Annotated in this window: 20 protein-coding genes; 11 read left to right on the plus strand and 9 right to left on the minus strand. The window is 34.1% G+C overall.

Annotated features, from left to right (window positions below; genetic code table 11):
- The first annotated feature begins 10 nt into the window (after positions 1 to 10).
- Genes ACQY44_RS15100 through ACQY44_RS15110 form a run of 3 tightly spaced genes read left to right on the plus strand, consistent with a single transcriptional unit; the run spans position 11 to position 2,573 of the window.
- On the plus strand, positions 11 to 736 hold the full coding sequence (locus ACQY44_RS15100) for a polyprenol monophosphomannose synthase (RefSeq protein ID WP_428231146.1): 726 nt from the start codon (positions 11 to 13) through the stop codon (positions 734 to 736).
- A 10-nt stretch (positions 737 to 746) separates the two neighbouring features.
- Positions 747 to 2,087 carry a dihydroorotase gene (locus ACQY44_RS15105; RefSeq protein ID WP_428231147.1) on the plus strand — a complete coding sequence of 447 codons (1,341 nt, stop codon included), beginning with the start codon at positions 747 to 749 and terminating at the stop codon, positions 2,085 to 2,087.
- Positions 2,088 to 2,096: 9 nt separating this feature from the next.
- Entirely contained in the window at positions 2,097 to 2,573 is a 477-nt protein-coding gene (locus ACQY44_RS15110; RefSeq protein WP_428231148.1) for a DUF4296 domain-containing protein, read from the plus strand.
- Between the two features lie 2 nt (positions 2,574 to 2,575).
- Here the strand turns inward: ACQY44_RS15110 and ACQY44_RS15115 are convergent, their stop codons facing one another.
- Positions 2,576 to 3,577 carry an NAD-dependent epimerase/dehydratase family protein gene (locus tag ACQY44_RS15115; protein WP_428231149.1) on the minus strand — a complete coding sequence of 334 codons (1,002 nt, stop codon included), beginning with the start codon at positions 3,575 to 3,577 and terminating at the stop codon, positions 2,576 to 2,578.
- Positions 3,578 to 3,786: 209 nt separating this feature from the next.
- Here ACQY44_RS15115 and tyrS point away from each other — a divergent pair, with 209 nt between their 5' ends.
- From tyrS to ACQY44_RS15130, 3 genes are read left to right on the plus strand one after another with little or no spacing between them, the layout of a single operon-like run.
- On the plus strand, positions 3,787 to 5,082 hold the full coding sequence (tyrS, locus tag ACQY44_RS15120; protein WP_428231150.1) for a tyrosine--tRNA ligase: 1,296 nt from the start codon (positions 3,787 to 3,789) through the stop codon (positions 5,080 to 5,082).
- Between the two features lie 30 nt (positions 5,083 to 5,112).
- Positions 5,113 to 5,319, plus strand: a complete 207-nt coding sequence (locus tag ACQY44_RS15125) for a hypothetical protein (RefSeq protein WP_428231151.1) — start codon at positions 5,113 to 5,115, stop codon at positions 5,317 to 5,319.
- A complete protein-coding gene (locus ACQY44_RS15130) occupies positions 5,319 to 5,573 on the plus strand; it encodes a type II toxin-antitoxin system RelE family toxin (RefSeq protein ID WP_428231152.1) in 255 nt (84 codons plus the stop codon). The genes ACQY44_RS15125 and ACQY44_RS15130 overlap by 1 nt, the downstream gene beginning before the upstream one ends.
- Positions 5,574 to 5,659: 86 nt before the next feature.
- Here the strand turns inward: ACQY44_RS15130 and ACQY44_RS15135 are convergent, their stop codons facing one another.
- The 4 genes from ACQY44_RS15135 to ACQY44_RS15150 form a co-directional block, all read right to left on the minus strand.
- Positions 5,660 to 6,640, minus strand: a complete 981-nt coding sequence (locus tag ACQY44_RS15135) for an acyl transferase (RefSeq protein WP_428231153.1) — start codon at positions 6,638 to 6,640, stop codon at positions 5,660 to 5,662.
- Between the two features lie 138 nt (positions 6,641 to 6,778).
- Complete coding sequence (locus tag ACQY44_RS15140; protein WP_428231154.1) at positions 6,779 to 7,117, minus strand: T9SS type A sorting domain-containing protein; 339 nt, start codon at positions 7,115 to 7,117, stop codon at positions 6,779 to 6,781.
- Between the two features lie 107 nt (positions 7,118 to 7,224).
- The gene (locus tag ACQY44_RS15145) at positions 7,225 to 8,439 is read right to left on the minus strand and encodes a hypothetical protein (protein WP_428231155.1); all 1,215 of its coding nucleotides are present in this window, start codon (positions 8,437 to 8,439) and stop codon (positions 7,225 to 7,227) included.
- Positions 8,440 to 8,569: 130 nt separating this feature from the next.
- The gene (locus tag ACQY44_RS15150) at positions 8,570 to 11,383 is read right to left on the minus strand and encodes a TonB-dependent receptor domain-containing protein (RefSeq protein ID WP_428231156.1); all 2,814 of its coding nucleotides are present in this window, start codon (positions 11,381 to 11,383) and stop codon (positions 8,570 to 8,572) included.
- Between the two features lie 233 nt (positions 11,384 to 11,616).
- On the opposite strand from ACQY44_RS15150, the gene ACQY44_RS15155 reads away from it, so the two are divergent.
- The 3 genes from ACQY44_RS15155 to ACQY44_RS15165 all read left to right on the plus strand — a co-directional run bounded on the left by ACQY44_RS15155 (position 11,617) and on the right by ACQY44_RS15165 (position 15,091).
- Positions 11,617 to 12,300, plus strand: coding sequence for a response regulator transcription factor (locus tag ACQY44_RS15155; RefSeq protein WP_428231157.1), 684 nt, complete (start codon positions 11,617 to 11,619; stop codon positions 12,298 to 12,300).
- A 246-nt stretch (positions 12,301 to 12,546) separates the two neighbouring features.
- Complete coding sequence (locus tag ACQY44_RS15160) at positions 12,547 to 13,626, plus strand: sensor histidine kinase (RefSeq protein WP_428231158.1); 1,080 nt, start codon at positions 12,547 to 12,549, stop codon at positions 13,624 to 13,626.
- A gap of 169 nt (positions 13,627 to 13,795) precedes the next feature.
- Positions 13,796 to 15,091 carry a porin gene (locus ACQY44_RS15165; protein WP_428231159.1) on the plus strand — a complete coding sequence of 432 codons (1,296 nt, stop codon included), beginning with the start codon at positions 13,796 to 13,798 and terminating at the stop codon, positions 15,089 to 15,091.
- A 139-nt stretch (positions 15,092 to 15,230) separates the two neighbouring features.
- On the opposite strand, the gene ACQY44_RS15170 is transcribed toward ACQY44_RS15165, so the two are convergent.
- The 4 genes from ACQY44_RS15170 to ACQY44_RS15185 all read right to left on the minus strand — a co-directional run bounded on the left by ACQY44_RS15170 (position 15,231) and on the right by ACQY44_RS15185 (position 21,128).
- Positions 15,231 to 16,301 carry a glycosyltransferase gene (locus ACQY44_RS15170; RefSeq protein ID WP_428231160.1) on the minus strand — a complete coding sequence of 357 codons (1,071 nt, stop codon included), beginning with the start codon at positions 16,299 to 16,301 and terminating at the stop codon, positions 15,231 to 15,233.
- A gap of 236 nt (positions 16,302 to 16,537) precedes the next feature.
- A complete protein-coding gene (locus ACQY44_RS15175) occupies positions 16,538 to 17,095 on the minus strand; it encodes a hypothetical protein (protein WP_428231161.1) in 558 nt (185 codons plus the stop codon).
- Between the two features lie 64 nt (positions 17,096 to 17,159).
- Positions 17,160 to 20,591 carry a hypothetical protein gene (locus tag ACQY44_RS15180; protein WP_428231162.1) on the minus strand — a complete coding sequence of 1,144 codons (3,432 nt, stop codon included), beginning with the start codon at positions 20,589 to 20,591 and terminating at the stop codon, positions 17,160 to 17,162.
- Positions 20,592 to 20,897: 306 nt separating this feature from the next.
- Complete coding sequence (locus tag ACQY44_RS15185) at positions 20,898 to 21,128, minus strand: DUF5808 domain-containing protein (RefSeq protein WP_428231163.1); 231 nt, start codon at positions 21,126 to 21,128, stop codon at positions 20,898 to 20,900.
- 368 nt (positions 21,129 to 21,496) lie between these two features.
- Here ACQY44_RS15185 and ACQY44_RS15190 point away from each other — a divergent pair, with 368 nt between their 5' ends.
- Both ACQY44_RS15190 and ACQY44_RS15195 read left to right on the plus strand, forming a co-directional pair.
- Positions 21,497 to 21,838: a helix-turn-helix domain-containing protein gene (locus tag ACQY44_RS15190; RefSeq protein WP_428231164.1), complete on the plus strand. Its 342-nt coding sequence runs from the start codon at positions 21,497 to 21,499 to the stop codon at positions 21,836 to 21,838.
- A 38-nt stretch (positions 21,839 to 21,876) separates the two neighbouring features.
- Positions 21,877 to 22,938: a helix-turn-helix domain-containing protein gene (locus ACQY44_RS15195; RefSeq protein ID WP_428231165.1), complete on the plus strand. Its 1,062-nt coding sequence runs from the start codon at positions 21,877 to 21,879 to the stop codon at positions 22,936 to 22,938.
- Positions 22,939 to 23,039: the final 101 nt, after the last annotated feature.

A 23,039-nucleotide genomic window follows, 5' to 3' on the forward strand; every position in this document is an offset into this window, starting at 1 on the left:
ACGCAGAAAAATGAATGATTGTATTGTCATAATTCCCACTTACAACGAAATCGAAAATATTGAAAGCATAGTTAGAGCTGTACTTTCGCAACACAAGTCTTTTCATCTTTTAATTATTGATGATAATTCACCGGATCATACCGCTGACAAGGTAATTGCATTGCAGGAAGAATTTCCGGATCGATTATTTTTAGAAAAAAGAGCCAAAAAATCAGGTTTAGGAACTGCTTATGTTCACGGTTTTAAATGGGCATTAGAACGCAAATATGATTTCATTTTTGAAATGGATGCCGACTTTTCCCACAATCCCAATGATCTTGAAAAATTGTTTGATGCTTGTCATTTTGGCGGAGCAGATTTAGCGATTGGTTCTCGTTATGTAACAGGTGTAAATGTCGTAAACTGGCCTTTGAGTCGTGTTTTGATGTCTTATTTTGCTTCAGTTTATGTGAAGTTTATTACCGGTATGAAAATTCATGATGCTACGGCAGGTTTTGTTTGTTATAAAAGGGAGGTTCTGGAAAAGATCAATCTCAATAAAATTAAATTTGTGGGTTATGCTTTTCAGATAGAAATGAAATACAGGACTTATTGTGGTAAATTTGAAATTACAGAAGTTCCAATTATCTTTACTGATAGAACAAAAGGAGTTTCGAAAATGAGTAATGCCATTATCAAAGAAGCTATTCTGGGGGTAATTTCACTTCGATTAAAAAAATTATTCAATACATTATAAAGTCATGAAGATGAATAGGGTTCTAATAAAAAATGCTAAAATTGTAAACGAAGGATCTATTTTTGAGGGGGATGTTTTGATCGAAAATGACTTAATTGTTGAAGTTGCAGACAGCATTAGCTTAAAAACATCCGATTGTAAAGTAATTGATGCTGAAGGAAGTTATTTAATTCCGGGGGCAATCGACGATCAGGTGCATTTCAGAGAGCCTGGATTAACACATAAAGGCGATATCGAATCAGAATCAAGAGCTGCAGTTGCCGGAGGAATTACTTCTTTTATCGAGCAGCCCAATACCGTTCCAAATGCTGTTACTCAGGAAATACTGGAAGATAAATATCAGATTGCAGCCGTAAAATCATTCGCGAATTATTCGTTTATGATGGGTGCAACCAATGATAATCTGGAAGAGGTTTTAAAAACGAATCCAAAAAATGTTGCAGGAATTAAGATCTTTCTTGGTTCTTCGACCGGAAATATGTTGGTAGACAACGAAGCGACTTTAGAAAAAATATTTTCAAGTACGCCCATGCTGATTGCAGTGCATTGTGAAGATGAAACTACAATTCAAAATAATTTAGCAGCTTTTAAGGAGCAGTATGGAGATGATGTTCCGGTAACGGCGCACCATTTAATTCGTAGTGCTGAGGCTTGTTATATTTCATCATCAAAAGCTGTGGCTCTGGCGAAAAAAACAGGAGCACGTTTGCATATCTTTCACCTTTCGACAGCAAAGGAAATGGAATTGTTTACAAACAAAATTCCGTTAGAAGATAAAAAAATTACAGCTGAGGTTTGTGTGCACCATCTTTGGTTCACGGATGAGGATTATAAAACAAAAGGAAATTTCATTAAATGGAATCCTGCTGTTAAAACTGCTGAAGACAGAGCTGAACTTTGGAAAGCTTTAAATGATGGTCGTATTGATGTAATTGCCACAGATCACGCTCCTCATACTAAAGAAGAAAAAATGCAGTCGTATTTGAATGCGCCTTCTGGTGGCCCGCTTGTACAACATGCTGTGGTGGCAATGTTTGAAGCGCATCATCAAGGGAAGATTAGTGTGGAGAAAATCGTGGAGAAAATGTGCCACAATCCGGCTAAAATTTTCAAAATAGAAAAAAGAGGTTTTATCAAAGAAGGTTATTTTGCTGATTTGGTAATTGTAAATCCAAGCTTACCCTGGAGTGTAAAGCCGGAAAATATTCTCGCAAAATGTGGTTGGTCACCTTTTGAAAATTATACTTTTAAATCCAGAATTACACATACTTTTGTGAATGGTGAGCTGATTTATAATAATTTTAAAGTCAAAGACCTTCGCAACGGAAAAAGATTATTGTTTGATAGATAAATAGCTGAAATGAAGAATTGTATAGTAATAATGTTGGTTTTGTTTCTTTCTGTAAGTTGTAAAAAAGAGTTGGTCAAACAACCTGCAAAACTTATAGAGAAAGGAAAGATGATTGATATTATGTATGATTTGTCTCTTTTGGATGCTATGAAATATCAAACCCCGTTGTCTTTAGATTCAATTAATACGGATCCTACGAAATTCATTCTGAAAAAATATAAAGTCGATAGCCTGCAATTTGCGCAAAGCAATATGTATTATGCGACTGATTATGACACGTACAAGGAAATGTTTGACGAAATTGGTAAAAGACTTGCCGTTAATCAGAGAGCTACAGATTCGATAGTGAAAATTGAAGATAAAAAAGCGGCGAAAGAAAAGAAAAATAAGGTTAAGGATTCTGTCAAAGACGAGGTTAAAAAACCGCTGAAACAACAAGTAAATGTTGATTCGATACGAAGATTAATACAATCGCACAAGAAGTAGTTTTATAGCTTCGAACTGTCTTTTATATAATGATGCACATCTAAAAAAACCGTTCCAAGAGCGGTTTTTATTTTTTCATTAGAATAAAGGTTTTTAGAATAAGAAGCTTTTGCGGTTGCTTTTGTAATTCTTCTTTTTTGAAAAAATAAGGCCGAAAAGATCAAATCTGCCATCCAGAGAAAATTCATCAATAGGGGCTTAGCATGGATAGTTGGTCTTTTTACTTTTAAAGTGTCCGCAATTGTGTTTAAGATGTCCCGGAAAACGGTATTATCAGCAATTAAGGTAAAACGTTCGTTCTTGATATTGCTTTTCATTAATTCATACGCAATTTTGATGACATCGCTTATGGCCACAAAGCCAGTGCTGCCCATCGTATAGAACTTAAGGCCTTTGACTACTTTTTGATACAATTCACTGATTCCTTCATCAAATATTTTTGTTTTCGAAACAGGAACTAAAATCACACCCGGATTTATAATAATAACATCAAGACCTTCCTGAAGCCCGCGCCAAACTTCCATTTCGGCACCATATTTAGAAATAGCATAATCGCTGTGTGGTTTTTCCGGATTCCAGTCTGTTTCTTCAGTGATATAGGTTTCGTGTGGTGCAATATCTCCCAAAGCTGCAATAGAACTTACAAAACAGAATTTCTTTATCCCTCCTGCAATAGAAAAATTAACCATATTGGCTGTTCCTTCTATATTGGTTTTTCGAAGCAGATCTTCATCTTTAGGGTCAAAAGAAATTAAGGCAGCACAATGATAAACGTAATCAATATCGATAAAGGCAATTTCTAAGGAAGGAACATCCAGAATGTCCGCTTCAAGCCAATTGATTTTTTCGAATAAATCTCCTTTTTTGTATAGCTCGAAAACTAGTTTTGTTTTTTGAATATTATACTGGTTTCGGTAAATCGCCCGAACGCTTTCTCCATTTTCAATTAAATGAAGTAATAAATGTGCGCCTACTAAACCTGTACCTCCAGTTACTAATACCATTTTGTAAAGATAACTTTTTGCTTTTAAAGGAGCAAAGATACAAAGGTTCAAAGTTGCAAAGGTTTTTTAGAAAGATTCAAAGTTGTAAAGAACAAGATGACAAATCCTTTCTATTTGCATTGTTATTGAAATTGCTATTGCCATTGCCATTGAATTGTTTTTTGCCATTGCGATTGCCATTGATTATATTTGCACAAATTATTTTAAAAATGAAGAATCTAGTTGAAGAATTAAAGTGGCGCGGGTTATATCATGATAGCATGCCAGGAACGGAAGAACAATTGCTTAAAGAAGTAACAACGGCATATATAGGTTTTGATCCAACAGCAGATTCACTACATATTGGTAGTATGGTTCAGATTATTCTATTGGTTCACCTGAATAGAACAGGCCATAAGGGAATTGCTTTGGTAGGTGGTGCAACCGGAATGATTGGTGACCCGTCCGGAAAATCTGATGAAAGAAATTTACTGAACGAAGAAACTCTGGCTAAAAACGTTGCGGGAATTAAAAGTGTTCTGTCTCGTTTTTTAGATTTTAATTCAAAAGAGGCAAATGCCCCGGTTATGGTAAACAACTATGACTGGATGAAAGAATTCTCGTTTATTGATTTTGCCCGTGAAGTTGGAAAACGTATCACGGTAAATTATATGATGGCAAAGGATTCGGTAAAAAAGAGATTTGCCGGAGAAGGCGACGGAATGTCTTTTACAGAATTCACGTATCAGCTAATTCAGGGTTACGATTTTTATCATTTATATAAAAATAACAATTGCGTTTTGCAAATGGGCGGTTCTGACCAATGGGGAAATATCACCACGGGTACGGAATTAGTGCGCAGAATGGGAGGAGAAGGAGCCAAAGCTTTTGCCTTGACAACGCCTTTGATTACAAAAGCTGACGGTTCTAAGTTCGGAAAATCTGAAGGTGGAAATGTATGGCTGGATGCTGATAAAACTTCGGTCTATAAATTTTACCAATTTTGGGTGAATGCAACGGATGTTGATGCTGAGAAATACATTAAAATCTTTACTTTCTTAGATAAAGAAACCATTGATGCTTTAATCGAAGAGCACAAAACAGCTCCGCATTTAAGAGTTTTGCAAAAGAAACTGGCTGAAGAAATTACAATTTTTGTTCACTCTGAAGAAGAATTAGAGAAAGCAATCCAGGCTTCGAATATATTGTTTGGAAATTCTACGGCAGATGATTTGAAGAAATTAGATGAAACGACTTTTTTAGAGGTTTTTGATGGTGTTCCTCAGGCTGAAATCGCAAAAGCTGATTTGGAAAACGGATTGGATATTATCTCAGTTTTAAACGAAAAAACAGGTTTCTTTAAATCAAACGGAGAAGCGAGACGTGCTTTGACAGCAAACTCAATTTCTGTAAACAGAGAAAAAATAAAAGAAGATTTTGTATTAACGTCAAATGATTTGATCAACAATCAGTTTGTATTATTGCAAAGTGGAAGAAGAAATTATTTTGTGATTAGAGCAAAATAATTTTCTAACTTTATAGAATATTATTAGACTATGAAAACACAATTTATAACAGATGATAAAGGGAATAGAACTGCTGTTTTATTACCTATAAAGCAATACAATAAACTTCTGGAAAAATTGGAAGATTTAGAGGATGTTAAATTGTATGATGAGGCTAAGCGAAATGACGATGGTTTCAGGATTTCTATTGATGATGCTTTTAAAATTATTGAAGAAAAGCGAAAGATGGCAAAGTAATGGCTTACAATATTGAATTTCGAAGTAAGGTTTTAAAAGCTCTGATAAAAATAAATGAGCCATATTACTCAGCTATTAAAAAGCATATTTATGATTTGGCTGAAGATCCAAGGCCAAAAGGATATAAAAAATTAAAAGGAAGATCAGGTTATAGAATTAGAGTTGGTGATTATAGATTTATTTATGAAGTATTCGATGAAGTTCTTTTGATAGATGTAATTGATTTAGGACATCGAAAAGATATTTACGAATAAAAATTGTTTAACTGCTTAATCGATTAGTTGTTTAATTGGTTTGCGAAAATTACGTTTAAACGGACAAACAAATCAACGATTCAACTTTAAAGAACCATTAAATTACAACCGCGAATATCAGAATTATCAAAACGTCCCAATACCTCGAAAGAGTTGTTGGGATTTTTTTTACCCAAATCCTGCGTGGCGATAAAGGAACATGAATTGATGTTGGCTAAATCTATTACGTTTATTCCACCGGTTTTTCCATCTTTCACGTAAGTGAGTGCATCCTCGGGATCGCGAACCAAAATGTGCATCCAGGACGGACATTCGAATACGCCTTCGCCTAAAGAATAAGCTTGTCCCAAAAGTTCAGTCATTCCGTATTCTGAATGAATTGCTGAAACGCCAAAACCGTTGCAAAGGATGTCGTGTAGTTCTTCACGGATCATTTCTTTACGTCTGCCCTTCATTCCGCCAGTCTCCATTATGATGGTATTCTGAAGATTAAATTGATGTTTTTCAGTCAGATCCAATAAAGCATAAGTAACTCCGATTAAAATGACATTTTGCCCCGATTCATCGAGGGCGGTCATTTTTTTGATTAAGTCATCATGATTGTGTAAATAAAAGCCGCTCTCAGGCTGATTGGATAGTTTTATCAGGTCTTCGACCATATAAATTAACGAAGAGCCGTCGCGTTCGAGATAAGACGGTAAAAGGGCTAAAACAACATAATCTTCGATGTTGCCATAGAATTGAGAAAATCCTTTGCGATAACTTTCTTCATACAGGGAAACATCGGTCACTATATGTCGGCTTGTAATCATTCCGGTTGTTCCGCTGCTGGTAAACGTAACCTGAGCCGGATCATTATTAGAAACAACATCATGGCTCTTAAAAAACTGAATAGGCAAAAATGGAATTTGTTCCAAAGATTTTACCTGTTGCGGATTTACTTTTAAAAAGTCGCAAAAGTCACGATATACTTTGTTATTTTCATGTTGAAAACGAAACACTTTTAGGGCTGTCTTTTCAAATTGTTTCTGACTCGAAATCGTAAATATATCGTTGGCTGTAATCAAAACTTTTTTTGTACAAAGATATTGTTTTTAGTTTTCAGTCGCAGTTTTTCAGTAGTAGTTTTCGGTTTTCTGTGAACCTGAAAACTGTGGCTGTGCCTGAAAACTAAAAAAGCTCCTTTTCAGGAGCTTTTTTATGATTTATCGAATAATGAGCTTTTTGGTTGCAGAAGCATTTCCTTCGCTTATTTTAATGATATAAACACCCGGGACAAGTTCTGAAACGTTCAATTCTCTTGAGCTCAAATGTGTTTGAAGTACTTTTTTACCCAGAACATCAAAAATGATAATCTCTTTTTCTAAATCATTTTTAGAGAAGATAGATACTTTTCCGCTGGTAACTGGATTAGGGTACAAGCTCAGTCCCTCAATGGTAGTTGCATCTTGAGGTTTTGGTAATTGCTTACTGTCTTGTGCTGAAACACTTAGAGTAAAGAAAAAAGCCAATAAGAATGTAATATAAAAGTAGTTTTTTGCCATCGCGTAATTTTGATTAATGTAAATATACAAAAAAAAATGCAAAAATTACGCCAAAAAAAAACATCCTAAAGATTTAGGATGTTTTTAACAATTTATTTATTAGTGACTTATAGTTTTGCTAATAAGTTTACACCATCAACAGTAGCCCATGCACCACCTGTTAACACAGCTCCTGTAGCAGTAGTGCTAATTGACCAGTTTGATGCAGGAACAAAACTAGCTGCACTTACTGTGAACGAAGCAGGTACTCCTGAAATAAAAGTAAGAGGAGAGTTAGTGATTTTAACGTTGTTTAATTTAATTTTACCTGCAGCAACTTGGTGATCATATGTAGCTTTATCTAATATTTGAATCACACCACCATTGTAAGCAGTTGGAGTAGTTTGGCTAACGTAACCATCTATTACGATGTTACTGTAATCACCATTTCCTTCTTTTTTAAATTGAATGGCATCCAATTGAATTTCACTTTGTGCTTCTGTAGTTGTACCAGCAGCTCTTCTAAGGGTGATGCCAGTAACTTTTGGCCAGAATGCATTATCAACACTTTTAGATTCTACTTCTATACCGTAGTTAGCAACACCTGTTTGGTATGCGTACCAGTTTGAGTTTTCTTGACCTCTCCATCCGTCTTGCCAGTCAAAAGAGTCATCAGTATTACCATAAGAGATTGCGTTTGTTAAGCTTGCTGTTCCTCCGTAAAATTCAAAACCGTCATCATTACCTTTGTAGGCAACCAAGTGATCTAATACAGTTCCTGATCCAACAGAGTAGAATGAAAATCCGTTGTTTTCTTTACTGTTAGTTGTGATAACTTGTCCGGCATATTCAACTCTTACATATTTCAATGAGCCTCCATTGTGTGCTGCATTTGAACCTCCGTATGTTAAATTTAAACCATCTTCTGATACTGCTGTTTGTGGAGCAGGAGCAGTTGCTGAGTTTACAATTGGAGCATCTCCGTACATAATGATACCAGCCCAAGAACCTCCAACTTTTGATTTTTCAGTAAAAACGATTGGAGAGTCTGCTGTACCGTTAGCAATTAGTTTTCCTCCGTTTAATACAATAAGACCATTTTCTCCTGTAGATTTGTCGCAAGTAATTGTACAACCAGGCTCAAAAGTAAGAGTTACACCACTGCTAACTTTTATCATCCCTTTTAATGTATAGTTACCGTAAGCATAAGTTTTGTTTGCTGTAATGTTCGAAGATATTTCTCCTGTTACTGGTGTTTTTACAGGTGTATCATTATTGTTGTCACTCGAACATCCTGTAAAGATAGTTCCTAAAACTGCTAAGCAGATTACTAATTTTTTCATAATTTGTGTGTTTTGTTTTTTTTTAATCTTGCAACAAATTTAATCTGACTCTCTTTTAATCTATTTAAGAGAATGTTATCAAATCAACACTCGTTCTTTAACTTTGTGTTTGGTAATTGTTAAGTGTTTCTTAAAATGTGTAAGATACGTTCATAGAGAAACCAATTCCTTTTTTGTATTCTCTTACGGTTAAATCGCTTTCAGTTATTGGGATTCTGCTATTCTCACCCATTTGTATTTTATAAGACGGGTTTAATAAGTTATCTACAGAAAGTTTAACATCAAATTTCTCTGAAATTTTATTTTGCCAGATAAAATCAAGTTTACTAAACGGCATTTCATAATAATTATCTAGTCCATTTGTACCTACGGCATATATACGTTTGCTGTATACATTATAAACCATAGTCATCGAGCTTTTCCATTTTTCACTAAACTCAGAATCGTATCTAAGATCAGCATTTACGATCCAAGGAGAGGCTCCTTGTAATTTTCGGGATGGATTATCATCAACTGCAATAGTTTCAGGATTGTTAACTCCATTTTCAAAAGTTTTTTGAATCGTTACTTTCGTATCCATTAATGCTGCATTAGCACCTAAAGAGAAATTAGATAATGATTTCGAAATTCTTTCTAATTGAAATAAGAATTCGAATTCAGCACCATATAGTAAAGCTTTATTAGAATTACCGTATGTTATAATTTGTCCACCACTTCCTGCTGAATTTGTAAATAATCTTTCGATAGGATTATCTATCATTTTAGTAAAAATTGTAGCAGAAATTAATTCCTTACCGGTTGGGAACAATTCGTATTTTAAATCAAAATTGTAATTAGCACTATTAGTCAAAAATTCATTACCTCTTTCTATGGTACCATCAGGGTTTACAAACTCAAGAGGATAAGACTCCATAATTACAGGTCTTGTAATTGTTTTTGAGGCTGCAAATCTTAAATTTGAATTCTCATTTAAAATGTATTTTGTGTTTACAGATGGCAAAATATCTGTTTTATCAGTAGTTATTATTTGATATGGATCTTCAAAACTTCCTGTTGACTTGTATTTTGTTTCTCTATGAGTTTGTTCAACTCTTCCGCCTATATTTAACTCAAATTTTTCAGAAAATTTTAAGGCTAAATCTAAGTATCCAGCGTTAACAAACTCTTCTAGCATTGCTTTGTAAGTTGAGTTTGTACCTTCTCTGTAAGTGAAATTTCCGTTTGAAATTTCGTTTCTTAAAGTAGCATCAGGAGTATTAGTTGGAAAAGTAGCACTATTTGAGTCTAGATTTTGTGATACTAAAAATCTAAATTCAGATCCCATTTTATTCATATAACCGCTATAACCTGCTGTAAGCTTGTTTGCTTTGCTTATGTCTTCATTTCCAAATTTCCAACCGTATTCTAATAAACCAGAGACATGCTGGTCTCCTTTAAAATCAAGATATTGTCTGGTTATACTGTTACCAGTGTATGATATTGAAGTTGTATTGTCATCCATCTTAATACCTTTGAAAGATTTTCTATCAGGAAGTTCGTATTGTGTGGTAGAGAATGAGACACCACCTTTAACAGTGTGTCTTTCATCTTCAGTTATTTTATAGTTACCAAACAATTGAGTGTTAAATAAAGTAGACTCTTGCAATTGATTCATTCTAATAAAGCCATTTGTTTGAGCTGCATTAGAGTTTGTATAACCTACCTGATCTTGTATTAAATTTTCAGTCGATTTGAGGTATATCGTATTTGATGTAAGAGAAAGCCTTTTTGTTTTATAAGTTAACCCAACTAGTGCAGATGAATTTGTAATAAATTTATACTGTGTTGTCGTTAAATCATTGTCATAGTTTCCTTGTGCAGTATTAAAAATTCTATCGGCTCCGCTTCTAATTTGATATTTATTATCATAGTTAAGTGATATCAAATATTGAAACACGTTATCTTTTTTGCCTACGTTGAATTTTTCTGAATGAAGAACTCCAAAACTTGTATTTAGAGGAGACACACTACTTTTAACGTCAAATCCTGAACCAAATCCGTTTGCAGCTTGATCTGCAGTTAATGTTTGATTACTAGGGGTTTTGGTCAATGCAGATGGTAAATCTCTTTCGTTACCTGAAAATCCAAAGAAATCAGATGTTGAAGTTGCATCTTGAGAAATAAGAAACTTTTGAAGGTTATTATTAATAGTGTAACCAGCTCCAAAATTAATTTTCGTTTGACTTTTTCCTGTAGCAGTTGTTACGATATTAAAAGTAGCTCCTGCAAAATCACCGTATAAATTAGGATTGAAAGTTTTGTAGGTTTCTAAAACACTTACAATATCGGTTGGAAAAATATCCAAAGGAATGATTTTTTTAAATGGATTGTTTGACGGAACAGCCAAATCGTTTAGCAAAAGACTGTTGTAACGATCCTCCAAACCTCTTACGAATAGACCCCTTCCGTCTACTTTAGTAATTCCGGTAATTTTGGTTAAACCTTCTTCGACATCGCTAACCCCTTTTCTTGACATTTCCTGAGCGCCAATACTTTGTTTGATAACAACAGCATTTTTTTGATCAAGTAATAAAGCAGTTTCTTTTTCTTTGTTAGCCGTAGATTTTACGACTACATCTTTTAGAGTAAAACTTCCTGAAGAAAGTACCTGATTTACCGTAATGGTTTCATTTGCCTTAACAGTTACTGGTTTTTCTACAGATTCATATCCAACGAAACTAAAAATAAGAATGTAGTTCCCCGGATTTACGCTCAACGAATATTTTCCGTCAATGTCAGTGTTCGCGCTTGTGTTAGTCCCTTTTACTAAAACATTTGCGAAAGGCAGAACTTCATTGTTGGTTTCTTTGTCGGTTAATACACCAGAAATCGTACCTTTGTTTTGCGCGACCGAAATCGTACAAATAAATAGTGTGATAAGTAGAAATTTTAAATTGAATTTCATTTTTGTGTTGTGTTTGATTTATTTTTGTGCAAAGAAAGAAACGCCGTGTAAAGTCCATGTTAGGTACTTGTTATGTTTTTGTGTCTTGTAGATTATCAAATTGTTACCAGATTAAATTACCGTTAACCGCAGTTTTTAACGGTTATTTTGTTAGTATATTTACGCTGTGAAATAAAAAACATCGAATGTATAATAAAGAAAATTTGATGTAAAAATCTCAATTTTTGCTATTTATGAAAAAAACACAAACCAAGATTTTATTAGTTGACGATGAACCAGATATCTTGGAAATCGTAGGCTATAACCTTGCTCAGGAAGGCTATCAGATTGTTACTGCTTCTAACGGAAAAGAAGCGATAGCAAAAGCACAGAAAGAATTGCCGGACCTAATTATTATGGATGTAATGATGGCCGAAATGGATGGAATGGAAGCTTGTGAACACATCAGAAAAATTCCTGAATTAAGTAATGTTATCATAACATTCTTAACAGCCCGAAGCGAAGATTATTCACAAGTTGCTGGTTTTGATGCAGGTGCAGATGATTATATCACCAAACCAATAAAACCAAAATTATTGGTCAGCAAAGTAAAGGCTTTGTTAAGAAGGTTAAAAGAACAAGAAGTTGTTAGTGATACCTTAAATGTAGGCGGAATCGAGATTAATCGGGAAGAATACAAAATCATCAAAGGTAATGTCGAAATTGCTTTACCAAGAAAAGAATTCGAATTATTTTATTTATTGGCTTCAAAACCAGGGAAAGTTTTTAAAAGAGATGAAATCCTGGATAAAGTTTGGGGGAATGAGGTTGTAGTAGGAGGAAGAACAATCGATGTTCATATCCGAAAATTACGCGAAAAAATAGGAGAAGACCTTTTTAAAACCATCAAAGGTGTTGGTTATAAATTTGAAGTGTAATTTTTTAAGATACTAAGTTGCTAAGGGACTAAGATGCTAAGCAATTTTTTAGATTAAAACGGATTCAATTTTTTAAAATATAAAAAAAACAGACCATATAAGTAGTTAAAGATCGTATGAGCTTTAATTGCTTATATGGTTTTTGAATTAACTTTGCTTTGAGTTCAAATGTTAATTTAAGAGAAATTCATTAACTCAAAAGAGAAACTTAAATTTTCTTAATCTCTTAATGGTTTAAATAAATCAATGAAAATTAATTTTAAAAAAACATACAAATTTGCTGTTAAGTCGGCATTATATATAAGTCTTTTCGGAACTGGATTTGTGCTGATTCTGATGAATTTGTTTTATAAAAATGAGTTACATCATCAGGTTGCTTTTGGAATAATTTTCATTATTTCGATTTATATTTTCTCATTTCTGGTGTTGCAATATCGCGTAGAGCGCTTTATTTATCGAAGAGTGAAGAAAATTTACGATGAGGTTTCTTTACTAGAATCTACCACACTTATCAATCAACCCATAACGACTGATATGGAAACACTTTCACGCGAAGTGAAAAAGTTTGCCACGGATAAAAAACTTGAAATCGAAATGCTCGAAATTCGGGAACAATACCGAAGAGAGTTTTTAGGAAACGTTTCACATGAATTAAAGACTCCTTTGTTTACGGTTCAGGGCTATGTTTCGACTTTGCTGGATGGAGCAATGGACGATAAAACGATCCGAAAAAAATATTTAAAACGTGCTGAAAAAGGAGTTGAACGTCTGATATATATAGTAGAAGATTTAGACATGATCACCAAATTAGAATCAGGCGATTTGGATTTGAATATTACTGACTTTAATATCGTGGAATTGATTCAGAGTGTTTTTGATTTATTGGAAATGAAAGCCGATAAAAAGAAAATCAAACTGGCTTTTGAAAGTAAAAATGTACAGTCAGTTATTGTACGTGGAGATCAGGACAGGATTCAGCAAGTGCTGGAAAATCTGATTGTCAATTCTATTAAATATGGCAAAAATGACGGATTAACAGAAGTGGGTGTTGTAAACTTAACCAAGAAAAAAGTCCTGATTCGTATTAGTGATAACGGAGAAGGGGTTGAAAAACAAAATATCCCAAGACTTTTCGAACGTTTTTACAGAGTAGATAAAAGCGGAACCCGTTCAGAAGGTGGTTCTGGTTTAGGGTTGGCTATTGTAAAACATATTATCGAAGCACATAAAGAAAAAGTATATGTAGAAAGTGAGTTCGGAATTGGATCTGAATTCTCGTTTACGCTTGAAAAAGCACATAAAGCCATTAAAGCTGAAGTTAAGTAATTGTAATTTGTTTTTTGTTAAGTACCGTAAAGCGGGGTGTTTTAACAATTAATCAATGTAAGTTAAAACTGCGTAACATTAAATTTTTATTATAGTAACATCTTGTTAATGATTTCTTAACATAGGTGACTCATCTTTGTACCTTGAAATTAAGGGAATTAGAGAAAAGATGATAAAAAGAAAAATCTTGGCCGTTTTATTGCTTATAACTTGCGCCTCAAACGCACAGGAATTAAATAAACAGGATGTAAAAAACGAAGTAATGCGTATTTTAGATTCGATCAACAAAGCAAAACTTCCGGACACCAAATCCGGAGTAAGCGGCGAAGAACATTGGTACGACAAGATCTCTTTGAGAGGTTATGCACAAATACGATACAATGGTTTATTTTCTACAAATGATAAAGTTTCCTGCGAACAATGTGATAAATCATGGGGAACTACTTCTACAGATCCGGATGCTAAAGCAAACAACGGACTTTTTATTCGTCGTGCACGTTTAGTATTCTCAGGGCAGGTTCATCCGAATGTATTCTTTTATTTTCAACCTGATTTTGCCAGTTCACCAAGTACGGGAATTCAAAATTTCGTTCAGATTCGAGACTTGTATTTCGATCTTTCTTTTGATAAGAAAAAGGAATACCGCGTTCGTATAGGACAAAGTAAAATTCCGTATGGTTTCGAAAATATGCAATCGAGTTCGCAACGATTGGCTTTAGATCGTAACGATGCAATGAACAGTGCGATACTAAACGAACGTGATTTAGGAATATTCTTTTATTGGGCTCCGGCCGAAATCAGAGAACGTTTTGCCATGTTGGTAAAAGATGGATACAAAGGTTCAGGAGATTATGGAGTTTTTGCTTTTGGAGTTTACAATGGGCAAATCGCTAATAAACTTGATGGAAACAGAGATTTGAATGTTGTGGCGAGAGTGACTTATCCTTTTGTTATAGGAAGTCAGATTATCGAACCCGGAATTCAGGCTTATACCGGAAAATGGGCATTTACAGGCGAAATTTCTCCGGGAGTAAAAGTAGATGATCCTCAATATGTAAAAGACCAAAGAGTAGGAGCGACTTTCGTTTTATACCCAAGACCTTTTGGGATTCAGACAGAATATAATGTTGGTAGGGGACCTCGTTATAATACGTTAACCAATACAGTTGACGAAACAGATTTAAACGGTGGTTACGTATTATTGAATTATAAATTAGATATCAAAAAGCAACACCTATATCCTTTTGCTAAATTTCAATATTATGACGGAGGAAAAAAATACGAAAAAGACGCCAGAAGTTATGTGGTTAGAGATTATGAAATTGGTATAGAATGGCAACCGTTCAAAGCTTTTGAATTTACCGCAGAATACGTTATTGCTGATCGTACTTTCGAGGACAGCGCATTACCAATCAACCGTCAGCAAGGAAATTTATTGCGTTTACAAGCGCAGTTTAATTTCTAAACTAAATGATTTTAAATTAGTATTAGTTCGCCACGAACCGAGCGATAGTGAACGGGCGAAGTAATTTCACGAATTGGCACAAATTAATTAGCGTAAATTCGTAAAATTTGTGGCAAAAAAGGCGCATCGCTGTACACCTCTAATCTTCAAAAACGGTAAATAGTGAATCCCAGTCTATTGTATCATTAAATTGAGTCAAACCTTTAAACGACTTTACTTTTGAAAGATCTTCAATGGTAAAGTCGTCTTGCATTGCGTACGGTACCAGATTCTCTTCCTGAAGTTTTATTGCCAGATATTCTTGCTCATATTGTCCCGGAGTTGGGATAAAAAAGGCTTTCTTACCCAATTTTGCCAAATCCATTACAGTAGTGTAACCAGAACGACATAGAACAAAACCACTTTCATTAAAAGTTTGTTCTAATTGTTTTGAGTTCATGAAATTGTAATAAGTCACATTTCCGGCTTGCCATTTGGTTTGTACTTTCTCTATGAGACCTTGTACAAAAACGACCTTTCCTTTATATTCCGTAATTTCTTTTTGAAGTTTCTCATCTAAGAAAGTACGTTGAGGTTCGGGACCGGATAAAATTATCATCAAATCGTATAACTTTGGAGTTTCCTTTTTGCGCATTCGGCTTAAGGGGCCAATGTATTTTAAGTTAAGATCACTTGTTTTCAGATGGCCTAAATCACCCGTTAAATTTGTCTTTTCATTGGTGTCGGGAACCCAGCATTCCGTATATTTTTTTATAATATATTGATGGCATTTACTGGTTAGCCAGGTAGTATTCCCGGTCATGACATTCAATTGATGCGTCATAAAAACCGATGGAACTTTTTTACTGAAAACACCCAGTCGGTTGTCTGAAATAATTCCGTCAATTCCGTGTTTTTTGATCCAGCGTTTTACCATCTTTTTCTCGTCCAGAATAGCAACGATCATTTTAGGCAGGCTTTTGATCAATTTCCATTTAAAGTTTTTGCCATTCTTAGCATATTCAATTTGATAAGAGGGTAACTCCAGTGTTTGTATGTACGGAAATTCTTTTCGTAATAACGCCAATGCCACTCCGTCAGAAGCTATTATCGGAATATAATTGTTTTCCTGAAGCGCTTTTATAATGGGGATACATCTTGTGGCATGGCCCAATCCCCAGTTTAATGGAGCAACTAAAATTGTTTTGTTCGCAGAATAGTCAATGCTCATAATGTAACGCTTTTTGAAAACGAAGATAAAGAAATATGTTTTTTATGTTATTTCGCACATATTACTAAATTATTAACTCTGTATTTTATTTTAGTTGCTAAGATACTAAGCGACTGAGGTTCTAAGATTCTTTTCTTTAGCAATAAAAAAGCCGAACGTAAGTTCGGCTTCAAAGTTTGTATATTATAGTCTAAGTATCTTAGAACCTTAGTGTTTTAGCAACTCAGTACCTTTAACTAATCCTGGATATAGGTTTTATTTCCGTTTTTATTAATGTAGTATTTACCACCTTTAGGTCCTGTATATACTTTTTTTCCGTTGTATTCTCCTGTAACTTTATCGGCTACTTTTGGAGCTTTTTCCGTAGTTTCTTTTAATGTTTTAGTAGCTGACTTTGTAGTTGCCGTAGCATCTTTTGTAGCTGCTTTAGTTGTCGCATCAGCCTTAGTGGCTGTTTTCTTTACATCAGCTTTAGTGCTTTCCGCTGCTGCTGTGGCTTTTTTAGAGGCCTTAGTTGCATCGCTTTTCGCTTTGGTTGCTTCTTTGTCGGCTGCTTTTTTAGTTGCTTCAGTAGTTTTTTTAGTTGCTGCTGCAGAAGCATCGGTAGCATCTTTTGCTACTTTCTTAGATTTTGTAGCCTCTTTTTTTGCATCTGACGCTGCTTTGTCAGCAGTTGCTTTTTTCTTTTTAGCAGCAGTTTCAGTTTTGCTCTTCGTATCTTTTACAGCAGTTTCCTGTGCATAGAAATTAGTAGATAAAACTACCATAAAACAGAGTAATAATAATTTTTTCATAAGGTTACGGTTTTAAATTTCAATTAAAATTAATCAATTTATTAATACGATTCTTCGTAATGTGTTAAAAATAAGCACGAAGCTGTACGTTTCCTGTATGAACAACTGAGCCAGTCTCACTTTTACGCCCCTGATAATTTAGATTGACATCTAAAAACTGGGTTATATTTTTTTGTAATAGTAACTTCCAGACTAAATTTTGTCCCTCTTGAAGTCCTTCCAGCATCTGAAATCCTACAGATGAAAATTCATTTCCCGTAAATTTATTTTGATAAAAAGAAAACTCTCCATTTAGGGTGACTTTTTTCTCGCCGGCAAATGAAAAAGAAGTTCCGAGTCTGTTCTGAACTAAAGTTTCGAAATTACCGATCTGATTTTCTTTGTTCTGAAATTCGTAGAAGAAGTCTAAACTTGTATTTTTCGAAAACAAATAACTGATTTTCGGCGCTACCTGATAACCTTTTAAATCATAGTTTTTCTCGACAAAATCTTCAGAAACTAAGTTGGTACTAATCGTTTTGGTAAAGAAGTTGAACAGCCAGCTTTTTTGATACAAATGGGTGTATTGTAATTGGTGGGAGCTGTTTTTAATGTTTTGTGATCCTATCGAAAGTAAATTTTTACCTTTATTAATAAGATAGGTATATGTTACGGAGTTTTTTTGCTTTCCGCGATTGTAATAGAAGCTATTTCTAAAACTCGAATTTAATCCTAAAATGTTTTCTTCAGAAGAATCAAACGGATTCAATTCTAAACGCTCGCCTTTGCTCTTTACCTTTCGATCCATAATAAAGGACGTCTGATTGTAAAAATAAGAAGCTATTTTTTTTAAACCCGTCTCATTCTGCCATTGCAATGGATTCAAAGCAACAGATTGCGAAAATTTATTCTGATTCGTTTTAATATAAATCTGATTGGGCAAAAAGATGCGAATGTATTTGGCCTGATCGGGGAAGGCTGCAATTTCAAACTCTTCCAGCTCCTGAATTCCGTTGCCATTATAATCATTCCAGGTATAAACTCCCTGACCTGTGGGAACTTCAATGTAGGTAAATTCTTGTTGTGCGATAGTTCCGGAGCTGGTTTCGTAAGCCGTTCCGAGTTGCATGAATTGATTAAAAAAGCGATCGTTATAAAGTATTCTCGAATTCAGCGAAGGTTCATTTTTTCGGGATATATCTGTAAAATCCAGATTACGGTAACTGGCATAAACCGCTAAATCAGTTGTTTTATTCTGAATCAATTTTGATTTTAAAAAATAGGTTTGCGAATTGTTTACGTGTTGTAATAATCCGTTTTGCAAACTATCATTGCGACGCTGCAAATACCCAACTTCAATAAAAACTTTAGTGCTGTCCCCACGACCAATAAAAGCGCCATATTCTGAGAATCTTTGGCTTAATGCCGAAAATTGACTGGTCACTTTATCTCTTTGCTGATTGTCTTCGATTTGCATACTCGCACCAATCCAGTTTTTGCCAAAATGATATTTGGTTCTGGTTTGATTTCTGATAAACTTAGAAGTTGAACCTGTAGCATCTGTGTTCAGAAAGCTGCCCTGGTTTTCGATTGTCCATTGTTTGAATTTGAAAAGTGCCGTTGTTGTATGTCGTGCTCCTGAATAACTTTCGGTATAATCTAATTTTTCGAACTGATAGGTAACTAAACCAATGTTTGAGGTTTTCTGTTTAGCATATAAATCAAAACTCAAACCTGCGACAAGCAAACTTTGATTGCCCAGCAATGTTTCATTCAAATTCCAATCGCGATTGAATTCGATATTATACAAACGCTCTACTGATCTGAAATCTTTCTGTACAAACTGGTAATTGGCAAAAGCATCTAAAGTCCAGTCCCTTGTAAAAAGACGTTTTTTAATAGTTGTTTTCAGCGCAATTCCGCCATTATCACCGTCGTCGATTTTCGAAAATAAATTTTTATCGTTGTTACTTACTGCAAGTTCAAAGTCAACCAGTGTTTTCTCATCCGGATTGTATTTCCCTAAGAAAGTGGCCACCTGAAGTTTTATGGGCGCCACCAGATTTACAATAGGTTCGTAATTGCCTTGTAAAATACCATTAACCGGTGCAGCATATTCGTAAATTCGTTCTACCGAATTGTTGTTTTGAATAATGTAATTGCCCGCATTATTGCCAACCATACTAAACTTTACATTGTACAAAACATTGCTGGGATCTTTAGAATATTCATAGGTTTCAACGGAGTTAACCAACGTCTTTTTATACAATATTTTATTATCTGCATAAGTATCTTCATAAGCAGATGGTGCTTTCATCAAATTAGGATCATCGCCTGCCTGACTTAAAATCTGAACTTGCTCAGTAGAAAGATTTTGTTGCAAAGGCTGATTTTTCATATCATTCTCAGAATAAATATAACCGCCAAAACTCCAGTTTTTGTTTTCATGCGTGGCGCCTGCATACGTTACAAGTCGATTGTAATTTCGTTCGGAATATTGATATTCAACATTGATTCGCATTTCAGATGTAATCGTAAAAAGCGAGGTAAAAGTAATTTCTCCGGCATTGTAATCAATCACATAATCATTGTTTTCTCCCCGTTTGAGCAAAACACCATTTACATAAACGCGCTCAGAACCTGAAATGACCAAAACATACAATTCACCATTTTGTCCTTTTAATTTATAAGGTCCCTGATTGCCTTCCTGTCCCGTAAAGGTACTTTTGGCGTATTGCCCTTTTACAAACGCAACGGAGGCAAAAATGTTCGTTTTACTTTCCCCATCTCCAAAATTAAAACTGGTAGAAAGTCCTTGTACTTTTTTATTGAAATTTAAAAATTGCGTTTTTCTGTTTTCCAGAAAAACATCTCCCGCACGAATGTTCCAGTCATCACTAAAAAGCTCCATGAAAATATTATCAAACTGATCCAGTTTTTGGGAGTAGCCGCCATCCTGCAACGGAATGTTATTGTCCTGAAGGGAAGCCCGCAGACTAATTTTGTCGGATATTTTTCCGGTAATCTGGAGGTCTAAATTAGAATTTAAAACTGTATTTTGATTGTTCCCCACCGTAACACCACGCGTAATACTCCCGGAAGTCGTTAAGCCATCAAAAGGAGTAACTTTTTTAACATTTGTATTGTCAATCTTATACAGTCTTTCAGAACCAACATCATTCGTAACTACTTGGTCTGATTTGTAGAGGCTGTATTCTTTGGTTATAAAATCGGGGTATCTTAAGTAGTTTACAATTAAAGTGTCTGAAACTGAACCTGCTTTTTCATTTAAAACCAAGGTTCCTTTTTGAAAATCGATCTTATAAAAAGCAGAGTCTACAGTTTGATTTTTAGTGTCTAAAAGCTGAAAAAAACCGGAGTTGATACTAAATGGTTCTAAATGGATTGTATCCCGCGTTACGATTACTTTTTTGGTTTTGTACGATGATTCCGTTTCCTGTGCCTGAAGCCCGGAATACCATATAAAAACCGTTAAAAACAGTAATTTTTTAAACATAAATACTTTAACTCTGAAAAATCAAAAGTAGTATTTATAATTGGGAAATTTCAAAGCAATGATTTAGGTCTTTTAAGGTTTGGCTGAACGCTATTTTCTGCTCTTTAACTGGTGATACATGGAGACAGAAACAAAAAGTGCTAAAACAAGTGAAGTTCCCATTTTGATCATATTGCCGGTATGATCCGGTTTATAGAAAAAATACGCTAGATAGAGACAGCTAATAATAGCAATACTATATTTGAAAATAAAGAATTTCATATTTTAATCTATGATTTAATCAAGAACAATGGCTTGCTTTGGGTTTTATGATTTGACATATTCTCCTGTTATAAGAAGAATTGCAATGACAACGATGACTACAAATACAGAATTTGGATTTGCAAAATTAATGGTCCATCCAAGTTCTTTTATTTTTTTGGGTGGGAATAACCTATTGTCTTTTGGATTGAAATAAAAAAGGCCCCAAATCCAGTTGTCTGGATTGTTGTTCCATTCATTCCGGGTTTCCTTGTCAGGTTTGCTGTTATGATCCATGATTTTAAAGTTTTAAATTTTCTTTCTTATAAATTGCAATGGATATTCTTAAGGATATTTTTTGCTAAATCGATATCCCAGAGCTATTATTATGACAAGAAAAGATAAAAGTATTACAGGGTTAAGCATAATTTTGAGGTTTTAGGGCTCCATGAGAATGAGGTTCAAAACCTGATTTTTCAGAGAATTATTTATTTGTTTTTTGGCAAATCTAAATTAGTGTTTTATAACGCTTCGTATTATGTGAATATCGGGTATTTTTAATACGTAATTTATACTTGTTTTTTATTCAAAAATAATAATTTTTTGTGAGTATATTTTTATAAAACTGTCCTCTATTGTTTTATAAGGAAAAACTTTGATCAATTATGAATATTGTTGTAGGTAATAAACTTAAAATACTTCGGAAAAATAAAAAATTGTCGCAAGAACAATTAGCAGAATATCTTCATATATCACAGTCCGCTTATGCGAGGATGGAAAATGGCGAAAGTCATACCTGGGCAATTCATATTCTAAAAATCTGCAAAATCTTTGAAATAACTCCTGATGAATTACTGAAAGTAGATGCAAATAAAAAAGAAATGTCTTCTATCAGTAGTGCAAATCATTTATCAGATACAATAATCGTGCAGTATGAAGAACGTATTAAAGAGTTGAAAAAGGTAATTAAGGATCTGAAGGAGCATAAAAAAACGTGGAAGTCGTAAAATTTTTTAGCTTTGTCAGAACATAACAAACTTAATTTATGGATACGAGTAAAGAACTCTTATTCTTTTTTAGTGCATTAGGAGCTTTTAACGGAATTATTTTGGGGATATATTTCTTTTTCTTTACCAGGAAAAAATACCTTACCAATTATTTCTTAGGCGCTCTTTTATTTGCATTGAGTATAAGAATCGGAAAATCTGTATTTGTTTATTTTGATCCGGCCTTACCTAAAATGTATTTGCAGTTTGGGCTCACTGCTTGTTTCTTTATAGGCCCGTGTTTGTATTATTTTCTAAAATCAGCTGTTAAAGAAGTTGATGTTATGCCAAAATCCTGGAAACTTACACTTTTATTTTGGGCTTTATTTATTATCACAGTTGGTTTTATTTTTCCGTACGAATATTTTCCGAAACTTTGGAAACAGTATTTTGTAAAAGCGATTTATTTTCAATGGTTTGTTTATATTGTTTATTCCGGATTTACTATTAAAGGAATTCTACAAAAGATCATAAGTAAAAAACACAAAACAACTCCGTCTGAAATGTGGTTTGGAATGCTTTTTCTGGGAAATTTCCTTTTGTTTCTTTTTTATTTTCTTTCGATTATGCATGCTCCGGCGGTAACATATATTAGTGGGGCAGTGGTTTTTTCATTTATTTTATATTTAATTATTTCGATCCTTTTGTATCGAAAAAAAACGGATGATTTGTTTCTGCTACATGGATCAAAAAATGCAGCTAAAAAGATTGATTCCGCCGAAGCTGAAATACTTTTTCGAAAGCTGGAAACTATAATGATCGAAAAAATATTATATAAAAACCCAAATCTGACCTTGCAGGATTTGTCTAAAGAAATAAATATATCAAGCCATCAATTATCACAGTTTTTGAATAATAATCTGGGAAAGAATTTTACCAGTTTTGTAAATGAATTCAGGATCAAAGAGGCATGTAAAATTATCACTTCAAACAATAAAATTACTTTAGAGTCGATTGGTTATGATGGTGGATTCAATTCTAAATCTACTTTTTTTGCAGCATTTAAAAAACATACCGGAACAACTCCATCCAATTACCAATTACAGGCTTTACAAGTATAATTAAGTATGAATTTATAAATTCGTACTCCTGATTTCTATTCTGATTACCTCATATTGCGATGTACAGCTGACTTTTGCTTCAACAATAAGTCAAATTTTAA

The sequence above is a fragment of the Flavobacterium sp. genome (assembly GCF_965277525.1).
GTDB lineage: Bacteria > Bacteroidota > Bacteroidia > Flavobacteriales > Flavobacteriaceae > Flavobacterium.